The 17,838-nt window shown below is 47.2% G+C and carries 13 protein-coding genes and 1 riboswitch; of the genes, 11 read left to right on the forward strand and 2 right to left on the reverse strand.

The annotated features are described in order from the left end of the window. Positions 1 to 3: 3 nt before the first annotated feature. Both clpB and glsA read left to right on the forward strand, forming a co-directional pair. Positions 4 to 2,577 carry an ATP-dependent chaperone ClpB gene (gene clpB / locus AC0VYQ_RS02600; RefSeq protein WP_475404188.1) on the forward strand — a complete coding sequence of 858 codons (2,574 nt, stop codon included), beginning with the start codon at positions 4 to 6 and terminating at the stop codon, positions 2,575 to 2,577. Between the two features lie 194 nt (positions 2,578 to 2,771). After that, on the forward strand, positions 2,772 to 3,704 hold the full coding sequence (glsA, locus tag AC0VYQ_RS02605) for a glutaminase A (RefSeq protein ID WP_029332607.1): 933 nt from the start codon (positions 2,772 to 2,774) through the stop codon (positions 3,702 to 3,704). Here the strand turns inward: glsA and AC0VYQ_RS02610 are convergent. After that, positions 3,701 to 4,483 (reverse strand): CHAD domain-containing protein, encoded by a 783-nt coding sequence (locus AC0VYQ_RS02610; protein ID WP_475404189.1) that lies wholly within the window; start codon positions 4,481 to 4,483, stop codon positions 3,701 to 3,703. The two genes, glsA and AC0VYQ_RS02610, sit on opposite strands and share 4 nt — an antisense overlap. 97 nt (positions 4,484 to 4,580) lie before the next feature. Here AC0VYQ_RS02610 and AC0VYQ_RS02615 point away from each other — a divergent pair, with 97 nt between their 5' ends. The 5 genes from AC0VYQ_RS02615 (at position 4,581) to AC0VYQ_RS02635 (ending at position 11,867) form a co-directional block, all read left to right on the forward strand. Then, entirely contained in the window at positions 4,581 to 5,936 is a 1,356-nt protein-coding gene (locus tag AC0VYQ_RS02615) for an MATE family efflux transporter (RefSeq protein WP_088836293.1), read from the forward strand. Beyond that, positions 5,933 to 8,491 (forward strand): bifunctional lysylphosphatidylglycerol flippase/synthetase MprF, encoded by a 2,559-nt coding sequence (mprF, locus tag AC0VYQ_RS02620; RefSeq protein WP_475404190.1) that lies wholly within the window; start codon positions 5,933 to 5,935, stop codon positions 8,489 to 8,491. The genes AC0VYQ_RS02615 and mprF overlap by 4 nt, the downstream gene beginning before the upstream one ends. 165 nt (positions 8,492 to 8,656) lie before the next feature. Next, positions 8,657 to 9,796: an N-acetylglucosamine-6-phosphate deacetylase gene (gene nagA, locus AC0VYQ_RS02625; RefSeq protein WP_088836295.1), complete on the forward strand. Its 1,140-nt coding sequence runs from the start codon at positions 8,657 to 8,659 to the stop codon at positions 9,794 to 9,796. A 15-nt stretch (positions 9,797 to 9,811) separates the two neighbouring features. Further along, the gene (gene nagB, locus AC0VYQ_RS02630; protein ID WP_475404191.1) at positions 9,812 to 10,570 is read left to right on the forward strand and encodes a glucosamine-6-phosphate deaminase; all 759 of its coding nucleotides are present in this window, start codon (positions 9,812 to 9,814) and stop codon (positions 10,568 to 10,570) included. A gap of 196 nt (positions 10,571 to 10,766) precedes the next feature. Further along, a complete protein-coding gene (locus AC0VYQ_RS02635) occupies positions 10,767 to 11,867 on the forward strand; it encodes an LCP family protein (RefSeq protein WP_475404192.1) in 1,101 nt (366 codons plus the stop codon). Between the two features lie 510 nt (positions 11,868 to 12,377). Here AC0VYQ_RS02635 and phnF read toward each other — a convergent pair. Next, positions 12,378 to 13,112, reverse strand: coding sequence for a phosphonate metabolism transcriptional regulator PhnF (gene phnF, locus AC0VYQ_RS02640; RefSeq protein ID WP_088836299.1), 735 nt, complete (start codon positions 13,110 to 13,112; stop codon positions 12,378 to 12,380). A gap of 127 nt (positions 13,113 to 13,239) precedes the next feature. Here phnF and AC0VYQ_RS02645 point away from each other — a divergent pair, with 127 nt between their 5' ends. From AC0VYQ_RS02645 to argH, 4 genes are all read left to right on the forward strand, one after another. Further along, entirely contained in the window at positions 13,240 to 14,388 is a 1,149-nt protein-coding gene (locus AC0VYQ_RS02645; protein ID WP_475404193.1) for an alanine--tRNA ligase-related protein, read from the forward strand. Next, complete coding sequence (locus AC0VYQ_RS02650; protein ID WP_029332617.1) at positions 14,385 to 14,813, forward strand: GNAT family N-acetyltransferase; 429 nt, start codon at positions 14,385 to 14,387, stop codon at positions 14,811 to 14,813. The genes AC0VYQ_RS02645 and AC0VYQ_RS02650 overlap by 4 nt, the downstream gene beginning before the upstream one ends. Before the next feature lie 121 nt (positions 14,814 to 14,934). Further along, positions 14,935 to 16,140 (forward strand): argininosuccinate synthase, encoded by a 1,206-nt coding sequence (locus tag AC0VYQ_RS02655; protein ID WP_475404194.1) that lies wholly within the window; start codon positions 14,935 to 14,937, stop codon positions 16,138 to 16,140. Further along, positions 16,137 to 17,507, forward strand: a complete 1,371-nt coding sequence (gene argH / locus AC0VYQ_RS02660) for an argininosuccinate lyase (protein ID WP_214845860.1) — start codon at positions 16,137 to 16,139, stop codon at positions 17,505 to 17,507. The genes AC0VYQ_RS02655 and argH overlap by 4 nt, the downstream gene beginning before the upstream one ends. Before the next feature lie 71 nt (positions 17,508 to 17,578). Continuing rightward, positions 17,579 to 17,757, forward strand: a riboswitch (Lysine riboswitch). The last annotated feature ends 81 nt before the right edge of the window (positions 17,758 to 17,838 follow it).

A 17,838-nucleotide genomic window follows, 5' to 3' on the forward strand; every position in this document is an offset into this window, starting at 1 on the left:
GACATGGACTTTGAGAAATTAACGGATCGTGCTCATGAGGCAATCGTATCAGCGCAAGCGATTGCGAAACAACGTCGGCATAGTGAAATCACAGAGTGGCATTTATTACTCGCTTTAATCGCACAGGAAGAAGGAATCGCTCGGATCGTCTTTGAAAAACTCGATCAGCGGATGGATCAGATGGAACAAGCCATCAATCAAGCGATTGAAAAATTACCGGCGCTCGCGCAAGTCTCGACACCACGGATCAGTAGTTCTTTATTGAACGTGTTGACGGAAGCGGAAACAGAAGCCCGTTTGATGCAAGATGAGTATGTTTCGGTCGAACATCTCTTACTCGCACTCTCGAAACAAACGAGTCCTGCAACACAATATTTACGGGGGCAAGGTGTGACGGAAGAGACATTACGCGAAGCCATCATAGCGATGCGTGGTAATCGGAAAGTGACGACTAAAAATCCTGAAGCGACATTTGATGTCTTAAAAAAATATGGACGGGATCTTGTCGCTGATTTCCGGTCAGGGAAAACAGACCCGGTCATCGGTCGGGACGATGAAATTCGCCGCGTCATCCGGATACTCAGCCGAAAAACAAAAAACAATCCCGTTCTGATCGGGGAACCCGGTGTCGGGAAGACGGCAATCGTGGAAGGACTCGCCCAACGTATCGTGCGTGGTGATGTACCGGAGAGCTTGAAAAATAAACAGTTGTTCAGCTTAGATATGAGTACGCTCGTCGCCGGCGCAAAATACAGGGGTGAATTCGAGGAACGTTTGCAAGCCGTCTTAAATGAGGTCAAGGAAGCGGAAGGGCAAATTCTTCTCTTCATCGATGAGCTGCATACGATTGTCGGAGCCGGAAAAACAGAAGGGGCGATGGACGCCGGTAACATGCTCAAGCCGATGCTTGCCCGTGGTGAGTTGCACTGTATCGGGGCGACGACACTCGATGAATATCGGAAATATATTGAAAAAGACCCTGCACTCGAACGCCGGTTCCAACAAGTCCTCGTCGCAGAACCGGACGTCGAAGATACGATTTCGATTTTGCGCGGATTAAAAGAACGGTTCGAAATTCACCATGGTGTCAGAATCCATGATAATGCCCTAGTCGCAGCGGCCATTCTCTCCGATCGCTATATTACGGATCGTTTCATGCCGGACAAAGCAATCGACTTAGTCGATGAAGCGTGCGCGATGATTCGGACGGATATGGAATCGATGCCGGCGGAACTTGATTCACTCGTTCGCCGCGTCATGCAACTTGAAATCGAAGAGGCAGCTCTTAAAAAAGAAACGGACGAGGCCTCGCGTAAACGCCTTGAGACGCTTCAACAAGAATTAAGTTCAGCGCGTGAAGATGAGAGTGCGCTTCGGACACGGTGGGAACATGAAAAAGAAAGTTCGCAAGGTGTCCAGCAGCTGCGGGCAGATCTCGAAAAAGCAAAACTTGCCTTACAAGAAGCAGAAGGCCGGTATGATTTAAATACGGCTTCTGAAATCAAATACGGACAGATTCCGGAACTCGAAAATCGGTTACATGCAGCAGAAGAATCGGCAGAACACGTCTCCCATGAACTTGTCCGCGAAGCCGTGACAGATGAAGAAATTTCAGATATCGTTTCGAAATGGACGGGGATTCCGGTCACTCGTCTCGCGCAAGGCGAACGGGAGAAGTTGCTCCATCTCGAAGATACGCTGCATACACGGGTCTTCGGTCAGGACGAAGCCGTCCGCCTTGTATCAGACGCCGTCATCCGGGCTCGGGCCGGAATCAAGGACCCGAACCGGCCAATCGGTTCGTTCCTCTTCCTCGGTCCGACCGGTGTCGGGAAAACCGAGCTTGCGAAAGCACTTGCGGCAGCGATGTTCGACAGTGAAGATCACATCATTCGGATTGACATGTCGGAGTATATGGAGAAACACAATGTGTCCCGTCTCGTTGGTGCGCCTCCGGGTTACGTCGGATACGAAGAGGGCGGACAATTGACAGAAGCGGTCCGTCGCAGTCCGTACTCGGTTCTCTTATTTGACGAAATCGAGAAAGCGCATGGCGATGTCTTTAATATTTTACTTCAACTGCTCGACGATGGTCGTTTGACGGACGCGCAAGGACGTGTCGTTGACTTCAAAAACACGATTGTCATCATGACCTCAAATATTGGAGCGAACATTTTGTTGGAAGCCGCCAAAGATGGTTACATCGATGCAGCCGAAGAAGAAGCTGTCCGTCAAGAACTGAAAAATCATTTCCGGCCCGAATTCTTGAACCGGATTGATGACACGATTTTATTCCATCCATTGCACCGCGCAGAAATCGAGCGGATCATCGATAAAGCGGTCGCGAAGATGGCAGATCGTTTATCAGGTCGGGAAATTACGATTGATGTGACAGAAGCCGCCAAAACGTTGATCTTCGATGAAGCCTTCGAACCTCAGTACGGTGCCCGTCCAATCAATCGTTATATCCAGCGGACGATCGAGACAAAACTGGCACGGGCGTTGATTAGCGGAGCGATCCAGGATGGATCGCATGTCGCAATCGACGCAGACGGTTCAGAACTCGTCATTCGTTAATGTAGCGTCAATGTGTTAAAAAATCTGAGCGTCGTCGACATTCAAAGCATGAATCTCGATGATGTTCAGATTTTTTTGTTGTTTTTACAGTAACTTTTCCCGAGCTTCTTGCTTTCACGGTCAAAACTACGCCTTGCCATATCTCGTTCTGACAAAGCATGATAAGCTATAAAAAAACAGGAAGAGGGAAGTACATGAACGTGACACAACAACAACTAGAAGAATTAATTGATGAATGTCGTCCCTATACAGTACTCGGACAGGTTGCGAGTTATATCCCGGAGCTTGCGAAGTCAGAACCGACGCAACTTGGAATTGCGGTTTGCAATGCCGACGGGACATTTGTGTCTGCTGGTGAAGCAGACACTTTATTTACGTTACAAAGTGTTTCTAAAATCATCACACTCGCCTTCGTCCTCGAAACGTTTGGTGAGGATTATGTCTTTTCAAAAGTTGGAATGGAGCCGACGGGGGACGCCTTCAACTCGATTGCGAAGCTTGAGGAGACGATTCCGACAAAACCGCTCAACCCGATGATTAATGCAGGAGCGCTTGCTGTGACGAGTATGTTACCTGGGGAAGATGCGGCAGATAAACTGCTCAAACTGCGCGAGTTCATCGCGAGTCTGCTCGACATCGAAGTCGAGATGGTCAAGTACGACGCGGAAGTCGCAAAATCCGAATTCGAAACGACGGATTTGAACCGGGCATTGCTGTACTTCATGCGCTATCACGGAGTCATTGAAGGAAATGTCGAAGAAATCATCGATGTCTATACAAAACAATGCGCAATCTTGACGAACTGTAAAGGACTCGCGATGATGGGTAAAATTTTAAGCCAGTCAGGAAAAACACCATCCGGCCATCAAGTCATCTCTCGTCGTAATGCGCGAATCATTCGTGCGATCATGACGACGTGCGGCATGTATGATGCTTCTGGTGAGTTTTCTGTTCAAGTCGGACTTCCCGGGAAAAGTGGTGTCTCGGGTGCCATCGTTGCCTGTGGACGTAGTGATTTCGATATGGCAGATCTCGGAATCGGTATTTTTGGACCAGCCCTCGATTTAAAAGGAAACTCAATCGCGGGTACAAAAATGCTTGAGCTGCTCGTCCAGCGTCACCCTTAATCGAGTGAAAAGTCGTCCAGTGCCGTCACTAAGGCTTGTTCGAGTCGTGTAACTTCTTTTGCGCGTTTCAATTGGTATTCATCCGGTGGTGTAAATGCGCGCCACCGTTCGAGCCGGTTGTACGTATCATTGATTTGGCCAAGCTGGGTCTGAACGCGTTTTAGACGATCGACGGTCGACTTCGGAAGAGTGGTATAAGGACGCAAGTATTCTAATGTATAGCGGTAGTACTTTGTCGCAAGACGCAATTCGTGCATCTTTTGGATTCTTTTTTGTCCTTCTGTATGGTGCACTTTTTCGTATTTTTGTGCTTTTTTATCAAATCGTTTTTTTGCCGCGTGAATCAAATCGTTTTCATCCATCCGTTTTAATCGTTTTGTCAGCGGTCCTGCTAAGAAACGACGGACGGATTTATCGAGTTCGCTTGAAATGAGAAGATGCATCGTTTCAAGTAGCGTTGCTCGTTTTCCTTGTAGTTGGAGCGCGAGGTGTTCGGCGAATAGTTGCTCGACGGGTGACGTGACAGATTGTTGTTCGAGTTGGACGTCTAAATCACGGACCTCGCCAAATGCGCGCATCAGTCGTCTCCAAATCAGATAAACCGGTTCATCTGTCTCACCGACAAGTGTAGCGAACGTAATCAATTTCCGAAGACGGATTCTTGCTTGGTGGACATCTTCCGGATTTTTAAACTGTTGGGCTTCTTTCGCATAGTGGTTGAATGTCGCCCACGTTTCAAGTAGTTCGAACGTTAAGTTTTCAGTATCGCGATGATTCATATGAATCCCTCCTCACGGTTTTTACGTAGAACAAGCTAGTAGATAGAAATAATGATTAAAATAGAGCCGTTTCTTAGCTCTGGAATGTGGTGAAGTCATGTTAGAAACGTTTACGTTGTCTGGAAAGATTCAACAATTCATGAAAATTTTCTTTCCAATCTTAGTGACGCAAGTCGCTTTTTATTTGATTAGCTTTTTTGACACGGTCATGGCTGGACGATACGGCTCAGCCGATTTAGCTGGTGTCGGTGTCGGAGCAAGTCTTTGGGCGCCTGTCTACACAGGCCTGACGGGTATTTTATTAGCCGTCGCGCCGCTCGTCTCGCAAGCAATGGGTGCAAGGAAGGAGCGTGAAGTCAAACGAATCGTCGTTCAGGCACTTTACGTTTCAGTACTCATCATCGTTGTCACGTTAGTACTCGGTTTACTGTTCGTCAATCCGATTTTGAATCAGATGGAATTATCGGGTGAAGCAAGACGTGTCGCACGTGTCTATCTCATCATGCTCGGATTTGGTATCATTCCGATGTTTATCTTTTTTGTCCTTCGCACATTAGTCGATTCTCTCGGGAAGTCGAACATCACGATGGTATTATTATTATTCTCTTTACCCATTAATGTTGCTTTCAATTATCTCTTTATCTTCGGAAAGTTTGGTTTTCCGGAGTTGGGGGGTGTCGGGGCAGGGGTCGCGACGGCAATCACATATTGGTTATTGTGTATCGCCATTACCGGGATCGTTCTAAAAGGGGAACTGTTCCAGCGCCTCGGTATTTTACGGCGATTCTACAAACCGGATTTTACTCGGATTAAGGAACTGGTCTTTTTAGGGGCGCCGATTGGACTAGCAATTTTTTCCGAGGTCAGTATTTTCTCAGCCGTGACGTTGTTACTCGGTGCGTATGGGGATGTCGTAATCGGTGCGTATCAAGCTGCAATCAACTTTGCATCCTTCGTCTACATGCTCCCCCTGTCAGCTGCGTCAGCTTTGACGATCACTGTCGGGTACGAAGTTGGGGCGAAACGCGTCAAGGATGCCGTCCAGTACATTTGGATTGGGCTGTTATTATGTATTGCTGTCTCGCTCTTCTCCGGCGGACTCTTGTACTTACAAAATGAACGGGTCGCGGCACTCTATAGCAATGATCCGGAAGTAATCAATCTAGCTGCACATTTCATGATTCTCGCGATTTTCTTTCAGTTATCCGATGCGGTCGCAGCACCGACTCAAGGCGCGTTACGTGGTTTTAAAGATGTCAATGCCACATTCATCTTGACGATTTCGGCGTACTGGGTGATTGGCTTACCGCTCGGTTTTTATTTCGAACGGTTTACGACACTTGGACCGGACGGTTACTGGTGGGGACTCATTATTGGTCTTGCGGTCGGAGCAACGTTATTGCTCTTACGATTGGTCTATCTCGTCAAGAAGTCAAAGGAGGTTGTTGGATGAAGCTCAATAAACAACGAATCGTTACGATTGCGAAAATTATTTTACCGATTGCTTTAATTCTCTTTATCTTGTATCAAGGACAAAGTGAATTGAAAAATTTATCTTTAAATGAATCGATTCAAGCCATTCAGCAAATCCCATCATGGAAGTTCATTCTTTTAGTCGGTGCCGGTCTCCTTGCCGTCGCGACGATGTTCTTTTATGACGTCATCCTGTTACGTTCTTTGGAGGTCAAAGCGCCGCTCGGACTCGTCTTCCGGGCTTCGTGGATTGCGAATTCGTTTAACGGAATCATCGGATTTGGTGGTCTTGCCGGTATGGGGGTTCGGACGGCGCTTTATCGGCCTTTCGTTGAAGGAAGTCGTCTCCTGAAGGCTATCGGCTGGATGGCGCCGACGTTGATTAGTGGACTATCGATTTTATCTGCATTGTCTTTATTAAATATTTTCCCGGCGTTCGAAGTGCTCGATTTTAAAAAATGGCTTTGGCCCGTTATCATTGGTGTCGCACTTTTCTTCCCTTTATATCTCCTGTTTACGTTCAGACGCGGGGCGAGTAGCATTCGACCATCGTCGATCGTACTGTATTCACTCGTCTCACTCGTAGAATGGTTCAGTGCCGGTGTCGTCGTCTATTTAATTTTACAGGCACTCGGAACGGACGTCAGTTTTGCGAAAGTCATCGGTGTATTCATCATCGCGGCGACGGCCGGATTGATTTCGATGGTTCCCGGGGGTTTTGGTTCGTTTGACTTGGTTTTTTTGATTGGTATGCAACGCGCTGGTGTAGCGGAAGGAAGCGTCTTGACGGGACTGTTGATTTACCGTCTCGTCTATTACATAGTGCCCTTTGTGATTGGACTGGTGTTCTCAGCACGCGAATTTAGTGGACCTGTTGTCAAAATGATTGAAGATAAGCCGATCGTCGGACCATCCGTCGAAGTCGGTGGAGTCATTTGGCGCTTGCAACTGCGCTTTTTAAGTAAGGTCCGTCATTTTGCGTTAGCCTTGATCACGTTGCTCGCAGGTATTGCGATTTGGGGACTTGCGATTTTACCGCCGGTCTCGTCACAATACGATTTTCTAGAAGCCCGTTTACCGCATGAATTATTACTACTTGGGAACAGTTTCTTCTTGATGGGCGGGTTATTATTCGTCTTACTGGCACCCTCGTTATATCGACGGACGAAACGTTCGCTCTATATGGTATACGGGGCATCATTCTTCGCACTGATTGGGATGGCCTTACGAGGATTCAACTTAATCTCGCTTTCTGCGGTTCTCGTTGTGCTCATTTTGCTGACGGTTTCGGCAAAATCTTTCCACCGCGAGCGGACGCTGATTACGACGATGCGGTTAATGCGTGCATCGTTGGCCGGGATACTTTACCTCGGTGGATTTGTTTTCTTCGGGTATACGTTTTATACGTTAGGGTCTGCAGACGGAACGGAAGTGTATCCGTCTCATGAAATTTCGATGTTTGCAGCAAGTGCAACGATTTTTGCACTTGTTTACTTGTTAGTGTTCATTCGCCTGTTCAACACGTTTAACCATCCGGTCCTCGGAGAGGCTTTTGATGAAACGAAAGTCCGTCAGACGTTGACGGAAGAAGGCGGAAACTACTTGAGTCATTTGGCTTTTTTAGGGGATAAACGATTTTTCTTCTCAGAATCGGGTCGGGCATTTCTTCAATTCAGTCAGACGGGAAATCGGATTATTGTGTTGGGTGACCCGAGTGGGAACCCGGATGAACATTCGCAATTGATTGGTACGTTTCTACGCCGCGTCGAGGATTTGGGCTACATTCCGAACATCTATCAGATTCAGGCGCAAAACATGTCCCTGTATCATGATTTTGGTTTTAACTTTTTTAAGTTAGGTGAAGAAGCAATTGTTGATATTACGACGTTTACGGTTTCTGGTAAGAAGCGAGCTGGACTACGTTCCATTAAAAATCGTTTTGAACGAGAAGGCATGACGTTTGAAGTTGAAAAACCGCCATTTTCAAATGCCTTACTTACATCGTTACGTGACGTATCAGATGACTGGTTAGGGAACAAAGTAGAAAAAGGATTTTCACTCGGATACTTTCAGTCAGACTATTTAAATCAAGCACCCGTAGGAATCATGCGTGACGCGGCAGGCGACTTGCTTGGCTTCATGACGTTCATGCCTGCTTATCAAGACGGTGTCTTATCAATCGATTTGATGCGCTTCCGTCCTGATGGACCGAATGGGATTATGGATGCGATGTTCATCCGTTTGTTTGAGTATGCAAAAGAAGCAGGCTATCATACGTTCAATATGGGAATGGCACCACTGTCTGCCGTTGGAGAAGACGAAACGTCATTTTGGCAAGAACGTGTCGCGGCTGACGTCTTCAATAACATTCGTTACATGTATAGCTTTACAGGCCTAAGACGCTACAAAGAAAAATATGATCCAAAGTGGGAAGGACGTTACTTGGCGTATCGCAAACGTCAATCGTTGACGATTGCGATTTTAAAAGTGACACGTCTCATTTCTAAAAAGAAAGACCGCGTGTTACTGCCATGACGGTGAGGATTACGCGTTTATCAATCAGGGAAGATTCCAAGGAATGTATGGAATCTTCTTTTTTTATTAAACAAATGTATAAAGGTCTATACAACTAGAAATAGAGGCGTTATACTAAACAGAGAGAAACGACTCTTGAGGCAAAGCAAGAAAGGAAGCGAAGATATGACTGTCATCATCAATGCGAACATCTATACGGGTCAGACCGTGATAGAGAAGGGATTCATTCGGTTTGAAGAGACGATCAGCGAGCTAGGCGATATGACGAAGTATGTACCAGTGGCGGAAGAAGGGGTACTTGATTTAGAAGGGAAGCAATTGATTCCAGGAATGATCGATGTTCATATTCATGGGGGATATGACGTCGATACGATGGACGCCGATAAAAAAGGCTTAATGCGTCTTAGTCAAGCGATGTTAGCGGAAGGTGTCACGTCCTTTTTTGCGACGACGATCACTCAAGACTGGAGTCAAATTACGCGCGCACTCGAGGCGGCGCGGCAAGTGATGGAAACCGAGACAACGACGATTGAAGGCATTCATCTCGAGGGACCGTTTATTAATCCGGATTATGCGGGTGCCCAACCACTCGACTATATCGTTGAGCCGGACGTCGAACAATTTTTAAAGTGGCAGCAGGCAGCAGGTGGTCAGATTAAACTCGTCACCTATGCACCCGAACGACCGGGAGCGCGGGCATTTGAAGAAGCGGTCCGTCTGACGGGGGCAGTTCCGTCAGCCGGCCATACCGACGCAACATACGAGCAGAATGAGCAAGGGAACGTCGTCCACGGGACACACTTGTACAATCAGATGCGGGCACTGCATCATCGCGAGCCGGGAACAGTCGGATACTGTCTACTCAATCCAGCGGTTCGTGCGGAAATCATTCCGGACGGGATTCATAGTGCAAAAGAAATGGTTGATTTTGCGTACCGGATGAAAGGAGCAAGCCGGTTGACCGTCATCACGGACGCGATGCGGGCAAAAGGCTTACCAGAAGGTCAGTATGAGCTCGGTGGCCAAGCGGTCGACGTAAAAGATGGAGCAGCGCGACTAGCGAGCGGAAATTTAGCCGGAAGTGTCCTGACGATGGATCAAGCGCTCCGGAATATTATTGCCTTTACAGGGTGTTCCCTTGAAGAAGCGGTACGGATGACTTCAATCAATCAGGCAGAAGAATTTGGTCTGACGAAAAAAGGGGTGCTCGAGATTGGTAAAGATGCTGATTTCGTTGTGTTAGATGAATCATTATTTGTCGAGCGGACGATTCATCGTGGAGCAGTCCATACATTTAAAAAATGAAGGGGGTCTATTTTTATGAAATGGATGATTGTCGAAAAGGCTGAAGAATTGGCACAAGTCACGTATCAACTTCTCAAAAATGAAATTCAACGGCAAGAGGAAGGGTTGACGATTGGGCTGGCGACAGGGAGTTCGCCTGTCGGCGTTTATGAAGAGTGGTGTCAAGATACATTAGACTGTTCGCACGTAACGACGGTCAATCTTGATGAATATGTCGGACTTAGCCCGACGCATCCGCAAAGTTATCACACGTTCATGAAGGAACATCTGTTTAATGCAGTTGCCTTCAAGACATCATATCTTCCATTCGGAGACACGGAAGATGCCCATGCAGAAAGTGAACGTTACGAACACCTGGTTCGTAAGCTTGGTGTCGATCTTCAATTGCTTGGAATCGGTTCGAACGGACATATTGCCTTCAACGAACCCGGGACCTCGTTTGACGCGACGACCCACGTAACGAAGTTGACAGAATCGACGCGTGAAGCGAATCAGCGGTTCTTCGAAAAGTTAGAAGATGTTCCGTCACATGCAATCACGATGGGGCTCGGTACAATCATGGAAGCGAAAAAAATCTTGCTCGTAGCCTCTAGTGCCAGAAAAGCAGAAGCCGTGCGCGATATGATGGAAAGTCCGGCGACGACCGATTGTCCGGCGACGATTCTCCAACGTCATGCTGACGTGATGATTGTCCTGGACGAGGAAGCTGCCGCCTTATTGTCTGAAGAAGCGAAACGTACTGGACGCGCAGCCTATACGAATTTTATAAAATGATTGACTACAGGAGGTACGTGATTCCGCTATGCGGTTTCCCGGACCTCTTTTTTCGCTAGGAGATACGATGTCTTTAGTGCATGGTGTTGCAAGCGTCATAGTTTAATCGAATCGTAAATTGACATTTCAGTAAATGTAGGGATAATGGAGATTAGCGCACTTTACAGAAAATTTACGTGAAAATGAGGGCTTGAACATGCAAACGAGATCAGCAAGAAAGAGGCAACCGAGCGCTGGTAAGATGTTCATAAAAGTGATAGCAGCACTTTTATTACTTCTAACAGTGATTGGTTCTGGTTATGCTGGAGCGGTTTTTATAAAAACACAAGAAACTTTAGCAAAAACACAGATTACAATCCCCGGCTCAAAAGTGAGTTCGAAATATGATGATGTCCCGTCCGAATCCTTCTTGATTTTAGGAACCGATGAAACAAAAGCAAGTAAAGATCGGAATGAACCGGCACGTTCTGACGTCATGATTGTCGGTATCTTGAATAAAGAGTCGGAGCAACTCGTTTTAACGAGTATTCCGCGTGATTCACTCGTCAACATCGACTACTCGAACTATGATGTACCTTATGGAAAAACAGGGGTCGAACAAGATAAGATTACCCACGCGCATTATTTTGGTTCGATGGATCAATCGAACTCATACAACGGGATTAAGTTAGCGCGTGAGACAACGGAGAATCTTCTTGGGATTCAAATTGATCATGTCGTCAAAGTAAATTTCCAAGGATTCGTTCAATTGATCGATGCATTAAACGGTGTCGATCTTGACGTCCGTTATGCATTTAAAGAACAAGATTCTGCACGTAAAGCAGATACGATTACCGTGGAAAAAGGGATGCAGCACCTGACGGGAGAACAAGCACTCGCTTATGTTCGTAACCGACATGATGATCCACTCGGTGACATCGGTCGTGGACAAAAGCAAATGCAAGTCATCCAAGCCGTTGCAAAAGAAGCCGCAAGCTTCCGCTCACTCGGTGCATACCGTGATATTTTGAACGCGGTCGGAGACAATGTTGAGACAAATCTCGGTCCAAATGACTACACGCGTCTCGCGGACTTCACGACAGCTTTACAAAATACGACGGAGTACCAGCTTGCTGGAGAAGGCTATATCGGAATCAGTGGGAAATGGGAGTATCATCTGGATCCGAATCAGTTAGAACTCGTCAAAAATAATTTAGCGCAAGCCATGCAAGGGCAAGAAGTTGCGCCGATTAAAGATGAAACAGAGTTACCGACGGAAACGGACCAAACGACAGAAACCGATTCGACGATTCAATAAGTGTAAGTTTGATTCTCGAGCACGATTTAAAAGACCCTGCCGGCTTTTGCGGCAGGGTCTTTTAGACTGTAGGCAAACTCTTATGAAACGTAAAAATGTGATATCGAGAAGCAACAGTTCGCGCTTCCCTGTCTCGCCTCGTCTTCAAAGCGGCAATCTTCCGCGCCGCTACAGCAAAGCTGCAGGGTCGCGACCGATTGCTTTTCGCGGTTCTAAGCGATTCGAGACGAATCGTGGCGCTCTAAACCGTCTTCATGCCCGGCTTTTCGTCACGCTATTACCTAAAAAGCGTCATGTTTCGTTGACTCCTACGGGAAAAAGTGCGTTTTTAACGCACTGCAGAGGCAGGCAAGACCCTGCTCGTTGGCCGTGAGGACCAAGGAGTAACGGCTTGCGCCTCGCCCCAGGAAAGCAACGAAAAAAGACACTTTTATTTTCAGATATCACTTTGTCTACACGCTGAAAGACCCTGCCGGCTTTTGCGGCAGGGTCTTTTTGTGATATTAAACATTAGCGGCGGCGTTCCATTTCAACAGTAAACGTATAGCGATCGCCCCGATAAGCAGAAATGACATACTCGAACGGTTGATCCGTCGCGAGGAAAGTCAATTGTTCAACCGACAAGACGGGCGCAGCTGTCGTCAGTCCGAGATGTTGCGCTTCTTCTTTTGTCGCGAGGCGTGATTCGAACGTCTGGCTTGCACGACCGAGGTTGAGTCCGCTTGCTTCAGCAAAAGCATAGAGTGACGCCGTCGCAACATCCTGATTCAATCCAGGTAACAACTGTTCCGGAATATAGACGGTCTCGAGCGCAAGCGCTTGTTCATCAGCGATCCGGAGTCGTTTCAATTCATACACGGTCGCGCCTTCACGAATTCCGAGTTTATTGGCAATCGTCATTTCGGCAGCAATCATCTGATACGACAACAATTCGCTTGCAGGTTCGAGCCCTAAATGTTCCATTTCTTCCGAAAAGCTTGTCAGTCCAGATAATTGCATGACGATTTTTTTATTCGCAACGAATGTGCCGCGTCCTTTTTGACGAATCAAATAGCCGGCGTTGACAAGATTCGTGATGGCTTGGCGGACGGTCATCCGGCTAATTTGATGGGCTTCAGCAAATTCGCGTTCAGAAGGAATTAAATCGCCGGGTTGCAACACCCCGCCTTCGATTTGTTGTTTTAATGCAGCTTCAATTTGATAGTAGATGGGGAGTGGTGAATTTTTATTGATGTGCTGAATCACGGCATTTCGTCCCTTCGCGGTCGATAGTCTTTCATCTAGTGTACTAGGAAATGGACAAGTCGACAAACGATACTAGGCGAAATATGGCATAATAGCAAATGAATAGATTGAGAAAGGTGGGGTAGACATGCGACTGGAGCAAATTTATCCTGCGGTCCGAAAGTTCGTGACACGCGTGACGAATGTTAAAGAAGAACACGGATACTGGGTTGCTTTAGAAGAAAGTTATTTTTATCCGGAGAGTGGCGGACAGCCGGCGGATCGAGGGACATTAAACGATTTGAAGGTTCGTGACGTTCAACTTAAAGCCGGTATCGTGTGGCATCAAGTTGATCAAAAAATCGAAGGTACTGTCACGGGCGTCATCGATGACGCCGTTCGGACGGATCATGCGGCACAACATACGGCGCAACACGTAATCTCAGCGATTTTGCAGGACGAGTTCAATATCAAGACATTAAGTTTTCGGACGGGCTCTGAAGAATCGACACTAGATATTGAAGCAGGTGAATGGAATGATGCCTTGCAAGCGCGTCTTGAAAAAAGATTGCGTCACGTCATTACATCGGCGTTACCGATTACGGCGAACGAGTACGACGAGGCAGCGGCACTCGCACTGCCTTTACGTAAAACACCCCAAGTGACAGGAAAGATTCGTGTCGTCCAAATCGGTGAACTGGACTATAGCGCCTGTGGAGGAACACACCTCGAATCGACAGCTGATTTAGAATTGATTGTCTTGACAGGGCAGGAGCGGATTCGGGGGAATATTCGACTGATGTACGTCGCGAAAGGGCGCGCATTTGAGTTGTTAACGAAGGAAAGACGTGCCTTGCGTGAAGCCGCTCAATTGTTATCGGCTAAAAAAGAGCAGCTGCCGCAAGCCGTCGAAGAATTAAAACAAGATGTCGTTCGCTTGAATCGGATGATTGAAACAGTTCAAGCCGCACATGTCCGCACGGAACTCAATAAACTACTGGCGTCGACGGAGGATTGGATTTTCGTAAACCATGCTGAAGAGGCATTGCCATTCTCTGAAAAACTAGTCAAAGCGATTGCGGAAGCAGGACGTCTCGGACTCATTTGGAACGAATCAGCTAAAAAATTATTGATGCAAGGATCAAGTCCGGTCCACCTCGGGAAATTTGCCAAAGTCCATTTGAAGACGTTCAATGGACGTGGTGGTGGTAGCGAACACGTCGCACAGGCGATGTTCAACACGCATGAGGATGCAGTTGCTTACATAGAACGATTGAAGGAGGAACAAGTAACATGACAGTGATTCAAGTAAAAACAGCAGAGCAGCACCAAGCAGTCCGAATGATTCGCGAACGGGTCTTCGTCGAAGAACAAGGGGTTCCTCGTAATCTTGAATATGATACCCATGACGAAACAGCGATTCACTTGCTTGTCCTTGACGAACAAAATCGCCCTGTCGCGACAGGGCGGACACGTCCCTACGACGATCAACGGATGAAGGTCGAACGTGTTGCGACGCTAGCTGCGACACGTGGGAAAGGCTACGGCGGTGAGCTGATGCGAGCAATGGAACGTGTGGCGAGACGAGAGGGTCGGAGCATCTTGACGCTTGGTGCTCAAGTTCAAGCGATTCCTTTTTATCAAGGCTTAGGATACAACATCATGTCCGACGAATTTGATGATGCCGGCATCCCACACCGAACGATGGAAAAGAAAATTTAATTGAGAAATTTTAAAGAAATCCTGCAAAAAGGGTTTCTTTTTTTGAAAGTCTATGTATATATATAATTCATAATGAATTTTTATACAGACAGATGAATTCGAAATCAGGGAGGAATTAATAATGACGAAACAAAAATTAATTTTAGCGTATTCTGGGGGACTTGATACATCGGTGGCAATCAAATGGTTGAGTAAGGAATATGATGTCGTCGCTTTATGTATGGACGTCGGCGAAGGAAAAGATTTGACTGTCATCAAGGAAAAAGCGTTGCTCGTCGGAGCCGTCGAATCGATTGTTCTTGATGTCAAAGAAGAATTCGCAAATGAATTCGTCTTACCAGCACTTCAATACGGTGCCCACTACGAAGGCGCGTATCCACTGATTTCGGCACTGTCTCGCCCGCTGATTGCTGAAAAGCTCGTCGAAGTTGCGCATCAACATGGCGCAACGGCCGTTGCACATGGTTGTACGGGAAAAGGAAATGACCAAGTCCGGTTTGAAGTTTCGGTCGCAGCACTCGATCCTTCACTGGAAGTCATCGCCCCTGTACGGGAATGGAAATGGTCACGTGAAGAGGAAATCGCTTATGCAAAAGACAACAATGTCCCGATTCCAATCAATCTCGACAGCCCATATTCAATCGATATGAACCTTTGGGGACGGAGTAACGAATGTGGTGTCCTTGAAAACCCTTGGACAGAACCGCCGCAAGATGCTTATGCACTGACGGTCGCACCGGAAGAAGCACCGGATCAAGCAGAAGAAGTCATTATCGGTTTTGAAGCGGGTGTTCCGACTTCAATCAACGGAACAGTCTATCCACTGGCGAAGTTGATTACAGAACTCAACATCATCGCTGGGGCACATGGTGTCGGACGGATTGACCACGTCGAGAACCGTCTCGTCGGGATCAAATCGCGGGAAGTGTATGAATGCCCGGGAGCAACGGTCTTGCTAAAAGCCCATGCCGCACTCGAGACCATCACATTGACGAAAGACGTCGCTCACTTCAAACCGATTTTAAGTCAACAATATGCAGAAACAATCTACAACGGTTTGTTCCATGCGCCGTTAACGAAAGGTCTAAAAGCATTCTTAAAAGCGACGCAACAAGACGTCACGGGCGAAGTACGGGTCAAACTCTACAAAGGGAATGCGACGGTCACAGGACGTCAGTCACCGGTGTCACTTTATGACGAGAAGCTTGCGACGTATACGAAAGAAGATGCGTTCGATCATGAAGCAGCGAAAGGATTCATTAAATTGCACGGTCTTGCGATTGCGACACACGCAAGTGTTCATCGGCAGGAAGGCGTGACAAAATGACGAAACTTTGGGGCGGACGGTTTACAGAAGGGGCTTCCGCTCAGGCTGAAGCGTTTGGGGCATCGATTTCATTCGACCAAAAGCTTGCGGCAGTTGATTTAGAAGGAAGTCTCGCCCATGCCAATATGTTGTATCAACAAGGTATCCTAGAAGAGACGGAATGGAAAAAAATCGAAGCGGGTCTCAAGACGTTACAAGCTTCGATTGGAACACATGTCTATTCGCTTGCTGACGAAGACATCCACATGAATCTCGAACGGTTGCTGACGGAACAAATCGGACCGGTCGCAGGCAAATTGCATACAGCGAGAAGTCGGAATGACCAGGTTGCGACGGATTTACATTTATGGATGGAACAACATGTGGTTGATTTAATCGAAAGCCTACGCAACTTGCAGACGGTGATTACGGAACAGGCGGATGTACACATCGAAACCGTCATGCCGGGGTATACCCACTTACAGCGGGCACAACCGATTTCACTTGCACACCATCTACTCGCGTATTTTTGGATGTTCGACCGTGACGTAGATCGTCTGACAGATAATTTGAAACGGATTCGGATTTCGCCGCTCGGTGCTGGGGCACTCGCCGGGACGACATTCCCGATTGACCGTTTCAAGTCAGCGGAACTGCTCGGATTTGAGCACGTCTATCCGAACAGCCTCGATGCTGTATCGGACCGTGACTTCGTCATTGAATACCTCGGGATTGCTTCGACGGTCATGATGCACCTCTCACGCTTTTGTGAAGAAATCATCATCTGGGCGTCGCAAGAATTTTCATTCATCGAATTGTCAGATGCATTTTCAACGGGTTCGAGCATGATGCCACAAAAGAAAAACCCGGACTTCGCTGAATTGATTCGCGGAAAAACAGGGCGTGTCTATGGAAACCTGATGGGGTTCCTGACGACGATGAAAGCATTACCGCTCGCTTACAATAAAGACATGCAAGAAGATAAAGAAGGTGTCTTCGATACGGCAGATACCGTTTTACAATCCGTTCAAATCTTTACGGGAATGCTCGAATCAGCAACGTTTAAGACAGAAGCGCTCAAGAAGGCGACAATGCAAGACTTCTCGAATGCGACGGAACTAGCAGATTATCTCGTCACAAAAGGTGTTCCTTTCCGGGAAGCGCATGAAATCGTCGGAAAAGCGGTCCTCCATTGTGTTCAGACGAATTGCTTCTTAAAAGATTTAACGCTTGAAACGTATCAAACGTTCCACTCCGTCATCGCGGAAGATGTTTATCCGCTCCTCGACCCGGTGCAAGCAGTGGCAAGAAGAGGAAGTTACGGCGGGACAGGTTTTGCTGCTGTTTCTGTACAACTCGATCAAGCGAAGAAAAAACTCGCGGATTAACGGAAAAATGAAAAAATTTTAGCAAATGACTGGATTTAACAAAAAATGTTTGCTATAACTGTAACTAACAACCGACAGATAGAGGCGCGGATGACATCAGTAACATCATTTATTGAAGCGAGCATGCTGAGTGATGTGAAAGGGGAAATCCGCCGAAGTGAATGAGAAAGATGCTTCTTCTCATTTGCTGGTACAACGGTTAAGATCCGTTGTACTGCCGAAACCGATGTTTCGGAGCGCTATCTTACGTAAAAGAACGAAAGACTTTGTCTTCGTTTGTCCGATCGTGATAACGACGGGCCGTAGGAACGCTCCTACCGGCCCGTCGTTT

The sequence above is a fragment of the Exiguobacterium sp. QJM3NY_9 genome (assembly GCF_056173545.1).